The following is a 17,814-nucleotide window of genomic DNA, read 5'->3' as shown; positions in this document are numbered from 1 at the left end:
CCTCACGCGTTCGGCGGGGTGGACAAGTCGACAGCAAGACACGTTCCAAAGAACGGTCAGAGATCCGGCGAGTCACACCCCACCGTGCGCATGAGAACCAACCTGCCAGCTGATAGCCAGACCAGCTAGTGACCATTACAGAGATCCGGCGACCCGGTGTCGAGATCGGCGAACGAGGGCTCGACAGGCTCGACCAACGGGATGGCCGTCAGGCGCGATTAGACCGGGCGCAGCTGCCCGCCGAGCGCCTGCAAGATCGTCGCGGCGACTTCATCGCGCGTGCGCTCCGGCTCGAAGACCAGCCACTCGAGGCCACCCATCAGAACGGCCCCGAACACGCTTGACGCCATCAGCTCGCTGGTGCCGTTGGTCTTCGCGGCCGGCGTCGACTCGGCAATTGCCGCGGCGAACTCGCCGAGGGCCTCGTGCCGCAACGCGAAGAGAGTCTTCTGCCAGGCCCGGTCGGTGCGGAAGATCTCGGCGGCCATCAGCTTGGCCAGCGCCCCGTTTTCTTGGATGCGGCCGAGCAGGGTGTCGACGAGGGCTTCGATCGCCGCCCAGCCGTGCAGCCCGGAGCGGGCGTCCCGCAGAACTTCTGCGAGAGCGCCCACTCCCTGCTCGAGCAACTCTTCGAACAGCTGATCCTTGTTCGTGAAGTTGTAGTAGAGGCTGCCTTTGGCCACTCCGGCGAGCTCAGCGACCTCGTCCATCGTGGTTCCGGTGATGCCTTTGGTGGCCGCCAGTTGGAGCGCCGCGTCGAGGATCGCCTTCTTCGTGCCGGTCACCCGTGGCATCAGTTCGCCTCTCGTCTCTAGATCGTCAGCTCGGGGTGCAGACGCTTGATCGTCCACATCCGCTGCTTCGACGCGCTCAGCGCACTGATTGCGAGGGATCCGACAAGCAGGATCAGAAGCAACGCCACCGAAACCCACAGCCTATAGTCGATGCCTCCGGTGATCAGTTCACGCAACCCCGTGACCACCCAGGATGCCGGCATGTACGGGTGCAATGCCTGGAAGAAACTGGGCGTGGTCTCGACCGGGTAGGTGCCGCCCGACGAGCTCAGCTGCATCATGAGCAACACCAGGCTGACCACACGACCGGCAGCCGAGCCGAGCAGGATGATGAACATCTGCTGCATCGCCAGGAACGCCAGCGTCGTCAGATAGATGAACGCGCTCATGCCGAGCCAATAGGTCGGTTCCAGCCCGATGCCATAGACCAGCACCAGCACCATGATGATGACCTGGCCGAGACCGATCGCCATCGCCGGCAGAAACCCGGTCATGACCGTGCGGATGCCGCTGGCCGAGGTCGCCAACGCCCGCGTCGGCAGTGCGCGCAGAATCAGCCAGGTGATCAGTGCACCGACGAAGGTGGCCAGCGCGAGGAAGAAGGGGGCGAAACCTTCACCGAAGCTGGACGATTTGTTGTCCCAGTTTTGTTCGAGAGCGATCGGGTTGGAGATGATCGTCGACTTCTCATCGATCATGCTGCTCGAATCGTTGGGAATCTCGTCGCCGCCCTCGCTCAACGCGTCGGCAAGCGTGTGGCTGCCGTCGACCAGCTGGCCCGCACCGCTTTCGAGCTTGGTGCCGCCGTCGAGCAGGGCCTGCGAGCCGTCGACGAGGCTGTCGGTTCCGTTCGACAGGGTAGAGGTACCATCGGCGAGCGTCACCGCGCCGGAGTGGGCCGAGTCGACGCCCGCGGCGACCTGACCCGCGCCGGCCGACAGCTGATCGGCCCCGGCGGCAAGCTGAGCCGCGACAGCCGCGAGCTGAGCCGCACCGGCATCCGTCTGGGACGCACCGGCGGCGACCTGGCCGACTCCGGCCTGCAGCTTCTGCAGGGTCGGCACGAAGGCGCTGGCCGGGGTTCCGGCCGGGGCGGCATTGATGGCCGCGATCAGATCGGTGACGCTGCTGGACAGAGTGGCAACCCCGCCGGAGACCTGACTGGTTCCCGAGTTCAGGCTGCCGGCGCCGGTTGCGAGCTGGTTTGCGCCCGAGGCGAGTTCGCCCGATTTACCCGACAGGGTCGATGCCCCGCCGTTGAGCGTCGACAGGCCATCGGCCAGCGAGTGGGCGCCGGTGTCGAGCTTTTCGGCGCCATCCTGAAGCGAGGTCGTGCCGTCGGCCAGGGTGCCGAGTCCGACGACGAGGTCGCCGGCCCCTGCCTTGGCCGTGTCGAGACCGTCGGCCAGCGTCGTGGCGCCATCGGCGGCATCCCGGATGCCGCCGCCCGCGTCGTGCAGACCGACCAGCAGAGTGTTCACGGTCTGGTCGCCCACATTCAGGGCCACGGTGTCGCGCAGCTGCACCATCGCTTGCTGGCCCATTGTCGAGGCGAGAAAGCTGTTGCTGTCGTTGTAGTTCACCTGCACGACCGCCTGCGTGGGCGCGTCGGTCGCGGCGGAGATGGCGCTTTCGGAGAAGTTCTTCGGGATCGTCACCGAGAAGTAGTACTCGCCGCTGCTGACGCCGGCCGCGGCATCCGCAGCGTCGGTCTTGTGCCAGTCGAGATCCTTGCCGTCCAGAAGTTCGGTGGTCACGTCGTCGCCGGCGGAGAAGTGCTCTCCGTCTTTCACCGCACCGACGTCTTCGTTGACGAGGGCCACCGGCAGATTCTTGATCTCGTCGTTCGGAGCCCAGAACGCCCACAGATAGAGCGCGCCGTAGATGAGCGGAATGAACAGCAGAACCGCGATGGCAATTTTAGGCAGGGTGCCCTTCTTGAAGCGGCGGAGCTCGGTGCCCGGGGAGAGAAAAGCAAACATGATTAGTGGTCCTCGGTGAGTGTGATGACGCTCGGGCGAACGGCCAGGTTCGTCCAGAGTTCGGGTTCTGCGGCGGTCGCCGCCACCACGACGGCGGTGCCGGTCGCGGCGATTGCGCCGAGGCGCTCCCAGACGATCCGCCGGGACGCGGGGCTCTGCAGCTGTTCGATCTGATCGACGAAGAGGATGCGCGGGCGCGAGAGCATTGCGAGCGTCACGCGCAGGAGCAGCGCCTGGGCCTCGTCCAGATCCCAGATCGTCGTGGCTACACCGGGAAGCGGAATCGGTCCGAAGACCGGGCCGGCGATGGCGGCGAAGTCGGCGTTTTTCGGGCGGGGAACGAACGACCACCAGGGGGCAAGCCAGGCTTGGCGTTCTCGCACGGCGGCTCCGACCGATACCGAGGCTTCGAGCGAATCGATGCCCTCAAAGCCGGCGATCGAGGTGTGCTTCTGCACCGCCCGAGCGTGGCGCGGCAGGGAATGGCCGAGCACCTCTGCGGTGCCCGACCCTTGACGCATCCGGCCGGCCAGGGTCAGCAGGGCGCTCGTCCGTCCACTCCCCGCTGGGCCGCAGAGCACGGTGAGACCGTCGCCGATGTCGAGGGTGACCGGCCCATAAACAGTGCCGCGTTTTGCGGTCAGGGCCAGGTCATCCGCCCAAATAGTCGACTGCACGTCGAATCCTTCTTCCTTCAGAAACTGTTGTACATATTTCTTGTACTGACCAGTCAGTCTAAACACGAAATGTGGGACTGTCAACGCGAAACCCGGGCCTCGCTCAGGGCGAGCGGCGACCTACACTGAAGAAACCTCAGCTGGGAGGGCGCATGATCATCACACTCACCGACGTGAGCAAAGGCCGGCAGGAATCGGCCTTGCCACGAATCTCTGCCGAGTATTTGAGCGGGCGAGCGTCGCTTGCCGTGGCCGAGACCGCGCAGCGGCCGAGTGTTCTCGGGCTGATCGCATCCGGGCGGATGCGCCCCGACAGCGGTGAGGTGCGGATCGATGACACGGTCGACCTCGGTCAGCTCCGTGCCCGGGTCGCTCTCGTCGACGCCCCCGAGGTCAACGACCCCTCCGGCGAGGTGACGGTGTTCGGGGTGGTGGCGGAAGAGCTCATGTTCGCCGGGCGACCGTCCGGACCGCTCGCGACGAAGAAGGCCCTCGTCGATCTCGGCGTGAAGGAATGGCGCAATTGGACGATCGGCACGGTCCCGGCGATCGTACGCATCCGGCTGCTCACCGAACTCGCGATCATGCGTGACGACGTCGAGGGCCTGGTGCTCACCGCGCCCGACCGGCACGGCGGCGACCCCGCCGATTGGTGGGCGAGGGCCAACGAGCTGGCCCGTCGTGGCTATGCCGTGCTGGTGATCGCGGGAGTCTCCTCGGCCGCCGCGCTGGGAATCACCGCCGAAGCGGGCACCATTTTTCACGGCGAGCGAACGGAGCGGCTGGAACTCGAGGCATCCGAGCCGGCTGCTGACACAGCTTCCGAGCCGTCCCTCGAACCGGCTGCTGAACCATCCGCACCGCCGAACCCCGACGACTCGGAGGCCAGCGCATGAAGGTTCCCGCCATGATCGCCGCCGAGATTCGGCGGCTTACCAGCACCCCCATGGCCCGACTCGCGCTACTCGCCCTCGGCCTCGTTCCTCTGCTCTACGGCGGCCTCTACCTCTGGGCGAATCAGGATCCCTACGCGAAGCTCAATGAGATCCCTGTCGCGCTCGTCGTCAATGACATCGGCGCGACGGTGGACGGCACCACGTCGAATTATGGCGAGGAGATCGCGAAACAGCTACTGGCCGACGCCACCTTCCAGTGGCACCGCGTGTCGGCCGAGGAAGCGGCGCGAGGCATCGACGATCAGGTCTTCGATTTCAGCGTCACCCTGCCCGCCGACTTCTCCGAGGCGATCCTGTCGTCGACCGGACCCTCGCCACGTCAGGCCGACGTGATTCTGACCACCAACGACGCGAACAGCTACCTCGGCACCACCATCGGCGAGCAGGCGGTGAAGGCCATCGAGGTGCAGATCGTGGCGCAGGTCAACGAGGAGGCCGCCGGAAAGTTCCTGGTCGGGCTGTCGACGATTCGAACCAGCCTGGTCACCGCGACCGACGGCGCCCGGCAACTGCAGGACGGCGCTGAATCCGCGGCGTCCGGTGCCGCCCAGCTTGCCGCAGGCAACGCTGAACTGGCCTCGGGCTCGGTCGCCCTGCGTGACGGACTGAACACCTTGGCGTCGGCAACGGTGGACCTTCCGGCTCAGTCGGCCGAACTTGCCGACGGCGCCGCGCAGGTCGCCGCCGGCAATGAACAGCTCGCGACGGTCGGTAATGAGGCGGCCGCGGTGTCGACGGATGTCGTCAATCAGCTGCAGCCCACGCGGGACGCCATCCAGCAGCAACTTGAAGCCTCCGGCGTGCTGACTCCGGCGCAGATCAACGATGTGCTCGGCCGCCTTGATGTCTTGGGCAACGCCGTCAGAGACGGCAACTCGAGAGTGCAGGGCGCAGCGTCCCAGATCAGCGCGTTGGCGGCCGGGTCGACGGAAGTCGCCAATGGAGCCCGGCAATTGGCCGACGCCTCACCGCAACTGGCAGAAGGAATCGCCACAGCGGCGTCCGGCGCAAGCGCCCTGGCCGACGGCGCAGCGCAGGCGAGCGCGGGGGCGGCCCAGCTCTCGAGCGGCCTGCCCGAGCTCGTGAGCGGTTTGACCACCCTGCATTCCGGCCTGGAGTCCGGCTTTCAGAGCATTCCCGAAACCACTGAGGCCCAGCGTGCGGCGCAGGCGAAGAACATCGCCAACCCGGTCGCAGTGCAATCATCCGCCGTCACCCAGGCGGGCACCTATGGCGCAGGCCTCGCCCCGTTCTTCGTCGCCCTGGCGGCCTGGATCGGCATCTACGCCCTGTTCCTCATCGTCAAGCCGGTCTCGCGCCGGGCGATCACCGCGCTGCACTCACCGCTCAAGATCACCCTGGCCGGCTGGCTCACCCCCGCCCTGATCGGCGCACTGCAGATGGTCGGCCTCTACCTGATCGTGGCGGTCGTGCTCGGCTTCAAGGTCGAGAATCCGGCCGGGACCTATGGACTGATGGCCCTGTCGTCGGTCACGTTCGCGGCCATCATCCTGGCCCTGAATGTGTGGCTCGGCAGCGTCGGACAGTTCATCGGCCTGGTGATGATGGTGGTCCAGCTCGTCACCGCGGGAGGTACCTTCCCCTGGCAGACGCTGCCAGCACCCCTGGCGGCCGTTCACCATCTGCTGCCGATGTCGTACACCGTCGACGGAATGCGTCAGCTGATGTACGGCGGCAATCTGGCCGACGCGTCGCATGACGTGCTGGTGCTGATGCTCTGGCTGGTCGGTGCGTTCGCGATCGCGGCGCTCGGAGTGGTGCGAATGACGCACTTCCGCACCCTGCGCGATCTCGAGCCGAGTCTGATCGGGTAGTGCCTCCCGGGGCCGAGTGGGCAAAGTAGACAAAGTGGACAGCCGGTCCGTCGCTCAGGAGCTGATCAGTTGCCGTTCGCTTGCCGTGAGCAGTGCCTCTTGGCGCGAGGCGACACCGAGCTTGCGGTAGAGCGCTCGCAGCTGTGACTTCACGGTGTTCGGCGAGACGAAGAGAGCCGCCGCAATCTCCGCGTGATTGCCCGTGACCACCAATTGCTGCAAAACGACGCGCTCCCGCTCGGTCAGCTCGATCGCCGGGCGCAACTCCCCAAAGACCGACGGATGACCATCGACCTGCGCAAGCAGGGCGACCGCGCTCACCGAGCCTCGCGCGGAGGCAAGCGCAGCCAACGCCTCGACGTCACTGCGCGGCAGAAGAAGAAGGGCGAATCCCAGGCGCCGGTCGAGCATCAGTCCGGCTGCCTCATCGAGCACCGTCAGCGCGAAGTCATCGCGTCCCAGTCTCAATGCGGCGGCGGCGCGAAGCAGCAACGCCTCGCTCAGCCGACGCGTCGACATCCATCCGGCCGGCGCCACCTCGTCAAGCGCGCGAATCGCTCGCTCCGGCTGGTTCGCCAGTAAAGCGAGTCTGGCCCAATTCACTGCGATGCCGGGCACCGATTTGGGGTGTTTTCGAAGCACCGCTTCAGCTTCTCCCCCACGCCCTGCTGCAAACAGCAGCAGAGCCTTGCTTTGGTCGAGCCTGAGGCTCGTGTGAGAATTCAGCGATCTGGAGCGGCGAGCCGTTTCCGATCTCAAGAACGCCACGCCCTCCGGGGCACGGCCCTTGATCAGAAAGACCATTGCCTGAACCTGCGCGAAAAGCGGCCAATGCTCAATTGTAGCCAGGTGCGGCTCCATCACGGTCACATGATGCTGAGCCTTGTCGGCATCGAAGGAATCGAGTGCGATGATCCCTTCGGCGACGTGGCCGAAGGCCCCGACATATCCGTCCCGCCAGCCCTCTGGCCACTCGATTTCGTCGGCGAGATTCAAGAGCTCCTGGGCCTCCGGAACATCGCCGGCGAGAGCCAACGATCCGGCGTGGAGGGCGAGCCCGTGGTACCAGGCGCCCCCGACACGGCCGTTCGGGGCCGCCGCAATCTCGAAGAATTTCTGCGCGCGCTCCGGCTGTCCGCCATAGAAGAAACTCAGGCCCAACATGGAGGTCAATGTCGAGAGGTGAACTGAAATTTCATCGCGTTCCTGCACCGACAGCTCGTCGAGGAGCACACTGGCCCGCTCAGCCGCCGACACTGCCTGGCCGATCTGACCGATCAGCCGAAAAGCGATGCTCTCAATCGTGACAAGCACCAAACGGTTGGTCAGCGGCTCCTTGGGACCGCGCAGCTTCGCCGACACGATCGCGAGGCCGAAGATCTCAATGGACTTCACCCGGTGGGTCTTCGACGCGTTGTAGGCCAGAGCAAGCACCATTGCAAGCAGGGGCGCGCGTTGCAGAGTGCGCAGGGGTAGTGCGCCGACCATTTCGATCAGTAAGTCTCGGTGAAGCTCAATCAGGGAGTACCAGTCGTTGACGACGATGCGTGACGCCAGCTCCATGTCGTCGGCGGCGATCGCATGGCGGAGGGCCGATATCCCCCGGCCGTTGTCAAGCATCCACTCGGCCGCGATCTGGTTCAGGCGCGTGACGTCGCGGGGAAACCGGTGGTTCAATTCGGCGCGCAGACCCGCTCGTACGGCCGGAGTGAAAGCGAAGTGCGCCCCGCCCGGGCGTTCAGCCCACATCCCGAAGCCGTCGCGCTCGGCCTGCGCGAGCAGCTCGTCTGCATCGGAACGGGAGGAGAGCAACTCTGCGAGATCCAGTGTGAGGAAGTCAGCGACTGAGCACTGCACGATGGAGTCGAGCTGTCGGACACTTCCGGCGCTCGACGGCAGCCGCGACCGAAGGAGTCGGCCGCTCACCGCCGCGATCGATTCAGTCAGTGAAGGGAAGCTGAACCCGATTTCGCCTCGTGCCATCGCAAGGAGCACCCCGCGAGTCAGAACCGTACTCCCCCCGACTGTCTCCCATACCGCGCGGGCGACGGATCCGTCGTCATCGTCGATTCCGGCGCTCGCGAGCGCCTGTCGAGTCTCATCGAGTGACAGCGGAAGCTCATCGGGCGTGATGACGACGGGGGCGAGCGCGAGCCGAACCGAGTCGGATTCCAATGGACCCCAGATTCGTGTCAGCACCGTCGCCCGCAGGCGTGCATTTCCGACGAGGAGAGCGACGAGATCGCTGTGGATGTCGTCGTCGGCGACGAGGTCATAGTCGTCGAGAACGATCGTGGTTTCCTGCTCGATTTGCGCGAACCCGCGACGCAAGAGTCGGGACAGATCAGGCTCACTGCCGAGAGAATCCATCGAGCGCGCGAGCAGCCCGGTCTCGGGAAGCAGACCGGCATCAAGCATCGTCTGGATCAGGGAGTTCCAGAATGCCAGGCGCGTCGTCGATCCGGAGTCAACGAGGTGCCACGCACCGGCGAATCCGGGCACGCTGCCGGCCGCGACCCAGTCGGCAACAGCCACCGTCTTTCCGGATCCGGCGGGCCCCCGCACCACGACGAGCGGCGAAGCGGTGTTGAGTTTCGCACTCAAATGCGGTCGGGAGACGTAGTCACGTGGAACACGTGGCGTTCCATAGAATTCCCCCGGCACTTTTTCAGGGTACCGGGGTGTCCCCCAAAAGGCGGACGGATTCGACCCGCGCGAGGCCCCCAGCTCGGGGGTGGTTCGCTTGTGACTTCACGGTCACAGCAGCTCAGCGGGGGAGCCTCACTCCGGTGGCTCCCCCGCCGACGAGCTAGGCGACGCGGCGCCGCACCACCAGCATCCCGCCGCCGAGCAGAAGCACGAGCAGCGCGATGAGCAGCGACCAGATTCCGTTGAATCCGCTGCTGGCCAGCGGCGGTGCGGCGGCGACCGACGTGGTGTCGCTGTCGGTCAGCTGTGCCTCCGGCAGCTGCTCGGTCGGGCTCGTGACCTGCACCACGTTGGTGACCGATGGATACGCGGCCTGCTGCACAGTGACCACGAGGGTCACCGTTCTGCTCTTCCCGACGCCGAGCGCCCCGTCGAGCGTGCAGGTGACGATCTGCGAAGCCTCGGCGCAGTCGGCGTTCTGGCCATTGGCGCTGGCGAAGGTCAGACCGGCCGGCAGCTTGTCCGTGAGCGTGATCGGGCCCGGATCCTCGGTCGGGCCGGCGTTGGTGACGGTCAGCGTGTAGCTCCCCTTCTGGCCGACCGTGAAGGTTCCGACGCTCGCCTTCGTCACCGTCAGCGACGCCTGTGCGGGAACCGCGACCGTGTCATCAGCCGAGTTGTTCGTCGGGTCCGACTCGGGTGTGGTCGAGGCGACGGATGCGACGTTGACGACCGAGGGATAAGCCCCCGGCAGCACTCTGGCGTTGATCACGAGTGCCGGAGCGGTCGCGCCAGGAGCGAGATCGCCGGTGAGCACGCAGGTCACGGCGGTGCCCGCATCCGTTGCCACGGCGGTCACGCACGACCAGGCCGGATCGCTGCCCAGTGCGTCGACGAACTCGAGTCCGACCGGCAGCGTGTCGGTGACGGTGATGCCGGATGCCACCGACGGCCCGGCATTCTTCACGCCGAGGTCGAACGCCACGGCGTCACCGATCCGCACCGGACCGCTGTGAGTCTTGGTGATCGACAGATCGGTCAGCTGATCGATGGTCACCGTTGAGTCGGAAGGATTGTCCTCCGGCTTGGGGTCGGTGGTCGGTGAGGAGACGTCGGCGGTGTTGGTGAGGTCACCCACCGGCAGCGCCGAGTCATAGGTGATGACCAGGGTCAGCGGATGCGCGGCCGCGCCGGCAGCGAGCACGGAGGTGCCCGCCCAGGTGCAATCGACGCTCTGGCCGTTGGCGTCGACTGCGGCGGCAGCACACACCCAGTCGCCCGAATCGACGAGTCCGACGTAGCTGATTCCAACCGGAAGCTGGTCGACGATTCGCAGCGGTGCAACCGCAGCCGACGGCCCCTGGTTGGTTGCCTGCAGTAGGTAACGTCCTTCAGCCCCTGCAACCGCGGTGGTCACCGGGTTGCCCGCGGCGTCGACGGCTGTCTTGACCAGAGCGAGGTCGGCGAGCGCCGTGACCGAGATGTCGGCCGGGTCGGTGCCGGTGTGGGTTCCGTCGCTGTCGGTCCAACTCAGATTGGCGTGGTTGGTCAGAGTGCTGCCCTCAGCGACCGCCTGGTCGATCGTCGCGATGATGCTGAGCACGAACGCGCCGAGCGGAAGCACCGCGCGGGTGCACTCTGCAGTGGCCACCGCACAGGTCCAGTCCGTGCCTGAGATCGCCGTCAGGGTCATCCCGGTCGGGACGACATCCGCGACACGTACCGCGTTGGCCACCGAAGGCCCGGTGTTCGTCACCGTCACCGTGTAGTCGACGCTGTTTCCGGCGACGAACGGGGCCGCCGAAGCGACATCCTTGATGATGCTCACTGCGGCCTTCGTGGTGATCACCGTCGGGTCGTTTGCGGTGTTGTTGCCCGGGGTCGGGTCGACCAGCGGGCCGTCAACACTCGCTGTGTTCACCAGTGTCTGGGCCGCTAGAGTGGCGGGGACGCTGACGGTCACGGTGATCGGCTCGGCGGTCGCCTGCGCGGCCAGTGCGCCATCGAGCTCGCAGGTGACTGTTGTCGGCTGGCCGTCGGTCACCGAGCCGATGACACAGGCCCAGTCGTCGCCGACCGCACTGGTCGGCACAAGGCCGACCGGAACGGTGTCGACAACTTCGATCGTCTCCGGGGAGTCCGACGGGCCGTTGTTGGTGACGGTGAGCGTGTAGTCGAGGCTCGTACCGGCGAGGACCGCGCCGGTCCGGTGCGACTTCGTGATCGACAGATCTGCCTTGCCAAGCGGGTCGCTGGATGTGTCGTCGTAGTCGTCGGGGGCATTCTCAGCGGATGCCGTCACCCCGTTCACGATCGTTCCGGTCAGGTTGCTGGCGGTCGCTACGGTGATCTCCACCACTGCCGTGTTGCTGCCGGCGGCGGCGCTCAGCGTTCCGGTGAGCTCGCAGTCAACCGTGGAGGCGGTGGTCGTGCCGTCGCAGGTCCAGGTACCGGTCTTGCTCTCCGCCGAGACGAAGGTCAACCCGGTGGGCAGCACGTCCGTGATCGTGACGGCGCGGGCGTCGGCCGGACCCTGGTTGGTGACGGTGATGCTGTACACGGCGTTGTCGCCTGGGATGATCACGGGCAGTGGCGAGACGAGGGTCTTCTCGACCGCGATAACCGTCGCGCTGAGCGGCACGCCGCTGTCGACCGTCGTTGACTCGTTGTTGTCCGGCTCGGGGTCAGTGGTCGCGCCGGGAACGATGGTCGCCATGTTCTCGATCGCGCCTCCGGTGTAGCTGGACGCGATGGTTCCGGTCAGCTCCACAGCCGTGCCGATTCCGATCGGCATGATGCCGCCGTTGGCCGTGTAGGTGCAGGTGATCGTGTCGCCGGCTCCGGCCAGGTTGTCTTCATCGGTGTCGCACTCCCAGTCGGCGCTCGTCGCGTTGACTCCGACGATGCCGGCGGGCACGACATCCGTGATGGTGATGTCGGCACGGGAGACCGACGGGCCGAGGTTGTTCGGCACAACGTGCCAGGTGATGGGCGAGCCCGCACCGGGATCGGTGGTGATCAACGTCTTCACCACACTCAGGTCGGCCTGTGTGACAATCGCCAGCTCATCGCTGCTTTCGTTGTTCGACAGGTCGGGATCGAACGTCGTCGCCGAGACCGTCGCGGTGTTGTCGACGGTTGTCGGTGCCACTGACGCCGCGACGGCAACGGTGACGAGGATCGGCTCGAGCGACGCGCCGGAGGCCAATGAGGCCGCGGCGCTCACACAGCTGAACCCGGGGCTCGGGGCCGTGCAGGTCCAGCCGGTGCCTGCGACAGCTGTCACGGTGACGCCGTTCGGCAGAGCCGCCGGAACGTCGACCACGGTGATCGGTCCGACAGCCGCATCCGGCCCGGCGTTGCTCACGGTGAGAGTCCAGCCGGTGCCGCTGGTGCCGGCGACGAGGTCGGCGGCGGCGGTCTTCACGACCTTCACGTCGGCCGAGTGGATGTTCGCATCCGCCGTCTTGTCGGGTCCGGTGAAGCCGCCGGTCAGGTTGCCCGTCGCACCGGTCGGGTCGGTGGTCACGGCCGACAGGGTGTTGACGTGGTCGAAGGGCGTTCCGTCTTCAGCGGTGACTGCTGCATCCTCGTTCGGCGTGGCGGTGAACGTGATGACGATGCTCGCGCCGGCGGGCAGCAGCGTGGGGTCCGCTGCCGGGGAGCCCAACGCCCAGGTCAGCGTGGACGAGGCCGGGTTCGCCGGCTCAATCGGGACGGCCGTGGCGCCGTTGACGCTGACGAGGGCACTGTCCACGTCGTAGCTCCAGTTCGCTGGCAGCGTGTCGGTGAGCGTCACCTTCTGCGCCGCGCCGGTGCCGGTGTTCTTCGCCGTGAGCTTCCACCCGAACGGCGTGTTCGCGTAAGCCACGTCGGTTCCGACTGTCGTTTTCGCGAGGGCAATGTGCGGGAACGCCGGGGTCACGACAGCGGTCGCCGGACCGCTCGGTCCGTAGACCCGACCGTCGGTGGCGAACGACTCGTATCTCGTGGCTCGCACCGAATTGGTGAGGGATGCCGCGGTGAGCGTCTCCGACGCGGCGAGCTGTGCCTGATAGTTCAGGACAACCGGGGTGCCGACGTTCAGCGGACCGGCCAGCGTCCAGGTGATGGTCCCGCCGCCGGTGGTCGTGTTACCGGTGAGCACCCCGCCGTTGCTGATCGTCGCCGGTGCGACGACAACGCCGGTCGGAACCGCGTCGACGATCGTGATGTTGTGAGCGGGTGTGTTTCCGGAGTTCGACGCGGTGACCGAATACGTGAACGTCTCGCCAGGCTTCGGCGTGCTGTTCGACACGGTCTTGGCCACGGTGACGACGGGGTTCAGAACGGTGACGGGCGCCGAGACATCCGTCGTCGTCGTGTCGAAGGGGCCGTCTACCGTCACGGTCACGCCGGGATCCGTCTTGTTCCAGGCGACGTGTGCGGTGTTCGTCGGCTTGGCAACCACCGGGGTGGTCGTGCTGTTGGTCAGCTTGGCGCTATAGGTGATCGTGACGGTGCGGATGTCGTTGGAGGCGACGATGTCGCCCATGGTCCACCCGATCTTTTGACCGACACCGGTCAGCGGCGTCGCCCCGGTCGGAGCCGCACAGGGGGTTCCGTCTGGGATCGTGCAGCTCACGGTCGGGGTGCCGGTCAGCGTCAGTCCCGCGGGGAGGGTGTCGATCACCGAGGCGTCAAAGAAGTTGACCCGGGCGGGCAGCTCCACGTTGACGGTGTAGGTGACGATATCGCCGATCGGTGCGAGCTTCGGGGAAACCGTTTTGTCCAGGGTCGCGCCTTTGATCGTCACTGTTGCGGTTGAATCGTCGGTCCTCTCACCGCGGCGGTTCACTGTTGAGACACCGCCGACCAGTGACGGCAGGGTGTACCCGACGAGGTCTGCTGTGTTGTCATAGGCGGCCGAACCGACGGCGGTGTTGCTCACGGTGACCGTGTATTGCAGCGTGATGCTGGCATTTGCCGCGACCTGTCCGACGTTCCACAGGAGCTTGAGCCCGCCACCGGCGCAGGTGCCATCTGTGGTCACCGTCCCCTGGCTGGGGAGGAAATTTCTCACGTTTTCGAGCTTCGCCGGCACGCAGTCGGTCACCACGGTCTCGTACGAGGTCGGCCGGCCGGTCGGGTTCGTCACCGTCAGGGTGTACGTGAGGTTCGCTCCGGCAGTGACGTCGGTCGACTGGTCGACGGTCTTGACGATCGCCGGGGCGGGCTCGCGGTAGATCACGTCAGCGGTGGCCGCACCGTTCCAGCTGTCACTGGAAAAGGTTGCCTGGTTGTGCAGAGTGGTCTTGTCATCCCACCTATCGGCGGCCATGTAGACGGTAATCCGCACGGTGAATGTCTGACCGGATGCGGTCGAGTTGGTGTAGCTGGCAGGAAACGTCAGCTTTCCGGTCGTCGAGTCAAACGTGAAGGCTCCCACCGCTCCGCCTGGCTGAGTCCAACTTGCGGCAGTCAGCGTGTAGGCCGTGTCGGGCACCGTTGCGCCCAGTTTGCCGAGGTCTTGCAGTACCCCGTTCTTGACGGTGGTGTGCGCCGGAACCGTCACGCTGTAGTCGTAGGTGATCCGCTCGCCCTGGACCGCTTCCGTTGACGAGTTGTTGACGTCGACGTGCTCAGTGGAGACGAGCGTCTTCGCTATTACGGCCTTCGCGAGGTAGACGGCAGAGTCATCACGGGTCAGCATGCCGGGCACCACACTCTCGACGGGCCGTGTCGTTGTGTCGAGCGAACCGTCCGGGAAGAACGTCTTCGACTGACCGGTGTTCAGCTCGGTCGTATAGCTGATGATTGAGGCGGTGTTGGTGTGGGTCGTGTTGACCTCGGTTCCCGCCGGGACCGTGACCGAGTAGCTCAGCGTGCGCTTCTCGTCGGCGGCCATCCCAAGCCCCTCCCAGACGATGGCTGAGCGGCCGGCTTCTGGAGCGGTGAGTCCCGGGTACGCGTCGGTGCACACGCCGGGCGCCAGCGATGCCGTGGCTACGGCCGCACAGGTGATGCCGGCCGGCAGAGCATCCCAGACCACCAAGTCAGTGACGGGGAACGGCGGTGCCGTCACGTCAATGCGATAGCGCACTGTCTCGCCCTGCTCAACCTGAACACCGTCACGATTCGAATCGAATGCGTTTCCGTCGGGCAGCGTCTGGCTCGTCGCAGCGCGGGTGGAGTTGCCGTTGACAGAGGCGACGCCCTTGGTCAGAGCGGCTCCGGCGACGACCTCGATCTTCGCCCCGTCGCGGAGGAACGACACGTCGCCCTTCACGTTCTCCTGCTGGTACTTCATCAGGTTTTCCGGCTTGTCGAGCTTCTCGGCGCTTGCGGACGGGGCCGCGACAATGCCCCAGACGTGAAGAACCAGAACCGAGTCGCGTGGAACGAAGCGAGCGCCGTCGGAGAGCGTGCCGGGCTTCCAATCGATTCGCTGCCCGGCGACGGTCGGCGCGGGAACCATGCTCGAATCGATGATCTTGCTCAAGCTCTCATCGATCGCCGACCCCGAGTAGGTCACACTCTTCGGCAGGAAATCGGTGATGAGCGGGTTGCGCACATCGATACTGCTGGCGAAATCGACCGTGAGCTCGTAGCAGACGGTGTCGCCGAGCACGAAGCCGCCGGGCACCGTGGCTCGACCGTCGACGTAGCCGCTGGAAGCACACGGGTCATTGCCAGGCGCGGCATTTTTCAGCACATCGTTGCGCGGCAGGACTTTCTTCGAAATGGTCGAGAAGTCCGAGATGAGGGTGGCCTCAGAGTCATCCCAGACGAGCTCAGTGCCATCGGCCGGAACTCCCGCAGGATTCGTCACGCCGGTCAACGCGGGCTTGGCCGTCGTGATGCCCGTGACCGTCACCGTGTTGGTGAGCGAGTCCCCTGAGCTGGTGGAACCGCTGGCCGCGTTGCCGAGGTCGTAGTTCGGGCGCATCAACGCGGTGTAGACGATCTGATGCGTCGTGTTTTCGGCGAGCTGAGCCACGGTTGCAGCGAACGTCACGGTGAACTCGCCCGTCGCCTTCGCGTAGTTCAGCTCCGTCACGGTGGCGCCGGTCAACACCGCCCCGGGCTCGGTCGTGCCGAAATCGCACTCTGCCGGCAGAGGGTCTCCCGACAACTTCTCGGGTTCAACCGGGAACGCCGGGCACAGGCCGTTCGGGAGGGTGTCAGTTGCGACGATCGTGTCGGCCGAGGTGTATTCGCTTGTGCGCAGGTCGAGGGTGAACGTGGCCAGGCCGTTGGTGACGAATCGATCGTCTTCGGGATTGCCGTCTGAGTCCGTCGCGCCGGTGGACACGCTCTTCAGGATGCGCAGGTCCATGGCCATGACGCTCTCGTCGGCGTGTTCGCTGACCGCCCGGTCTGCCTCGCTGGCGACGGGACCCTCGTAGTTCCCAGACAGCACTGCCCGGTTGAGGTACGTCGTGCCGTCCGCTGCAGCGGCGGCGCCGACACCCTGACGCGTTGGCGCACCGGTGTTGTTACCCAGGTTCGCTGCCTGCTCGCCGGTTGCGACATCCGGAGCTGTTCCGTCAGGCCAGAGGGCGTTCTCAAACAGAGGGATTCCGGCGCGGTACGAGATCGTCGTCGTGCTCGGCGTGCCCGCGGCAGACTGGTCCCCCGGCTGGGGCGTGCCCTGCGGCAGCGCGGTCAGATTCCAGACAACCTTGGTGTACACACCGGCAGCAAGGCCGCTGGTTCCCTGTTCTCCGTTCGGCAGGGTAACGGTATCCACCGTGTAGCTTCCCGGGGCGCAGTCGCTGACGGGTGCAGCGGGGGTGTTCAACGGGTTCGCGCCCGGGTATTCCCTGGTGTGGTCGTCGAAGAGATGAGCCGACGGCAGGGTGTTGTCGCCGAGGCCGCACCCGAGGAACTCCAGGCCGGCCGGCAGATAGTCGACGAGCTCGACGCCTGTCGTTTCTCCCTCACCCGAGTTCTCGACGGTCAAGGTATAGACGGTGCCGTTGTCGTGAACGCCGCGCAGCAACTCGGCCTCTGGGCTCGGCTCCGACTTTGTGATGCGGGCGGCACGGATGTCGGCTGCCGCCTTCAGGCTCGCTCCACGCACCGTCGCTGCCAGCCCGGCAGCCGCGCCGGCTCCCGTACTGCCGTCGAAGATGGGCTTGAGCGTCGGGTCGGTGCTCGCGAAAACCGTACTGGTGATCTCGACCTGCGACCCGACGGGGAAGGTCGCTGCCACGGGGCGAACGGTGATGTTGCCGGCGAAGGTGGCTCCGATCGGGAGATCGGCAATGTCTTCGAAAACCCAGAGTTGGAAGCCTGCAGGAACCGGAGTTGCCGCAGCGGCGCTGTTCGGCGGGGTCGCCCCACTCGGGTAGATCATGGGGTCTCCGAGCGAGCCGGGACTGACCAGACTGACGCCGTTCGGAACCAGCACGGTGACGCCCATGTTGTACCAGGCCTGCGAAGGATCACCCGGGGCGGGCTCGGGGTGGTTGAGTTCAATCCCGAAGACAACGTCCTCGCCCGCCAGAACCGCCGGGGAATCAACCGTCACGGTGGGGACGGTCGCGGCCGACGCCGACGGTGCCACGACGGCGCCGACCACGAGACCAGCCGCGACGAGCACACTGGCCACCAGGCCCGCGATCAGCCGGTTGTGCAGCCGGCCGGGGGAAAAGACTCCTCCGCCTGCGAGCGCGTGACGGGCAGTACGGCGCGAGTGAACTGCAGTGTGAATCGGCATGACGAGGTGTCCCCAAAGTGGCAATCTGACGAGACTGCACTCCGACTGACGGAGCGCAGCAGCTCACTCACGCACGCCGGTGTCGGCGGCACGGAGTGAGGCAGATTTCTACGGTAGAGCGGTCTGTTAGTCCCCCTTTACGAGGACGCCCATTTCGCGGCTCATTTCACCCCGCGTTTCACCCTCACCTCGCTCTGTGGCGGGCAAACGGGAGACT

General features: G+C 66.0%; 7 protein-coding genes. 2 read left to right on the top strand and 5 right to left on the bottom strand.

Annotation, left to right across the window (positions count from 1 at the left end; translation table 11 throughout):
- Positions 1–218: 218 nt before the first annotated feature.
- The 3 genes from AB4Y63_RS16765 to AB4Y63_RS16755 are packed head-to-tail and all read right to left on the bottom strand — an operon-like array spanning position 219 to position 3,453.
- Positions 219–794 carry a TetR/AcrR family transcriptional regulator gene (locus tag AB4Y63_RS16765; protein WP_441792213.1) on the bottom strand — a complete coding sequence of 192 codons (576 nt, stop codon included), beginning with the start codon at positions 792–794 and terminating at the stop codon, positions 219–221.
- 17 nt (positions 795–811) lie between these two features.
- Complete coding sequence (locus tag AB4Y63_RS16760; RefSeq protein WP_441792212.1) at positions 812–2,776, bottom strand: YhgE/Pip family protein; 1,965 nt, start codon at positions 2,774–2,776, stop codon at positions 812–814.
- Between the two features lie 2 nt (positions 2,777–2,778).
- Positions 2,779–3,453, bottom strand: coding sequence for an ATP-binding cassette domain-containing protein (locus AB4Y63_RS16755; RefSeq protein WP_441792211.1), 675 nt, complete (start codon positions 3,451–3,453; stop codon positions 2,779–2,781).
- Positions 3,454–3,605: 152 nt separating this feature from the next.
- Between AB4Y63_RS16755 and AB4Y63_RS16750 the strand changes: the two genes are divergently transcribed.
- Positions 3,606–4,349 carry a hypothetical protein gene (locus tag AB4Y63_RS16750; RefSeq protein WP_441792210.1) on the top strand — a complete coding sequence of 248 codons (744 nt, stop codon included), beginning with the start codon at positions 3,606–3,608 and terminating at the stop codon, positions 4,347–4,349.
- On the top strand, positions 4,346–6,244 hold the full coding sequence (locus AB4Y63_RS16745; protein WP_441792209.1) for a YhgE/Pip family protein: 1,899 nt from the start codon (positions 4,346–4,348) through the stop codon (positions 6,242–6,244). Before AB4Y63_RS16750 ends, AB4Y63_RS16745 begins: the two co-directional genes overlap by 4 nt.
- Before the next feature lie 54 nt (positions 6,245–6,298).
- Here AB4Y63_RS16745 and AB4Y63_RS16740 read toward each other — a convergent pair whose 3' ends face one another.
- Both AB4Y63_RS16740 and AB4Y63_RS16735 read right to left on the bottom strand, forming a co-directional pair.
- Positions 6,299–8,908 (bottom strand): LuxR C-terminal-related transcriptional regulator, encoded by a 2,610-nt coding sequence (locus AB4Y63_RS16740; protein WP_441792208.1) that lies wholly within the window; start codon positions 8,906–8,908, stop codon positions 6,299–6,301.
- Between the two features lie 145 nt (positions 8,909–9,053).
- Positions 9,054–17,597, bottom strand: coding sequence for an isopeptide-forming domain-containing fimbrial protein (locus tag AB4Y63_RS16735; RefSeq protein ID WP_441792207.1), 8,544 nt, complete (start codon positions 17,595–17,597; stop codon positions 9,054–9,056).
- Between the last annotated feature and the right edge of the window lie 217 nt (positions 17,598–17,814).

It is taken from the genome of Leifsonia sp. YAF41 (genome assembly GCF_052113185.1).
Taxonomy (GTDB): Bacteria; Actinomycetota; Actinomycetes; order Actinomycetales; family Microbacteriaceae; genus Cryobacterium.
Note: the sequence above shows the minus strand (reverse complement) of the source record. Positions and strands in the feature narration are given on the sequence as shown.

Coding starts and splice junctions, on each gene's coding strand:
- AB4Y63_RS16760 (WP_441792212.1), bottom strand. CDS start 2,776: ATGTTTGCTTTTCTCTCCCCGGGCACCGAGCTCCGCCGCTTCAAGAAG.
- AB4Y63_RS16765 (WP_441792213.1), bottom strand. CDS start 794: ATGCCACGGGTGACCGGCACGAAGAAGGCGATCCTCGACGCGGCGCTC.
- AB4Y63_RS16745 (WP_441792209.1), top strand. CDS start 4,346: ATGAAGGTTCCCGCCATGATCGCCGCCGAGATTCGGCGGCTTACCAGC.
- AB4Y63_RS16735 (WP_441792207.1), bottom strand. CDS start 17,597: ATGCCGATTCACACTGCAGTTCACTCGCGCCGTACTGCCCGTCACGCG.
- AB4Y63_RS16750 (WP_441792210.1), top strand. CDS start 3,606: ATGATCATCACACTCACCGACGTGAGCAAAGGCCGGCAGGAATCGGCC.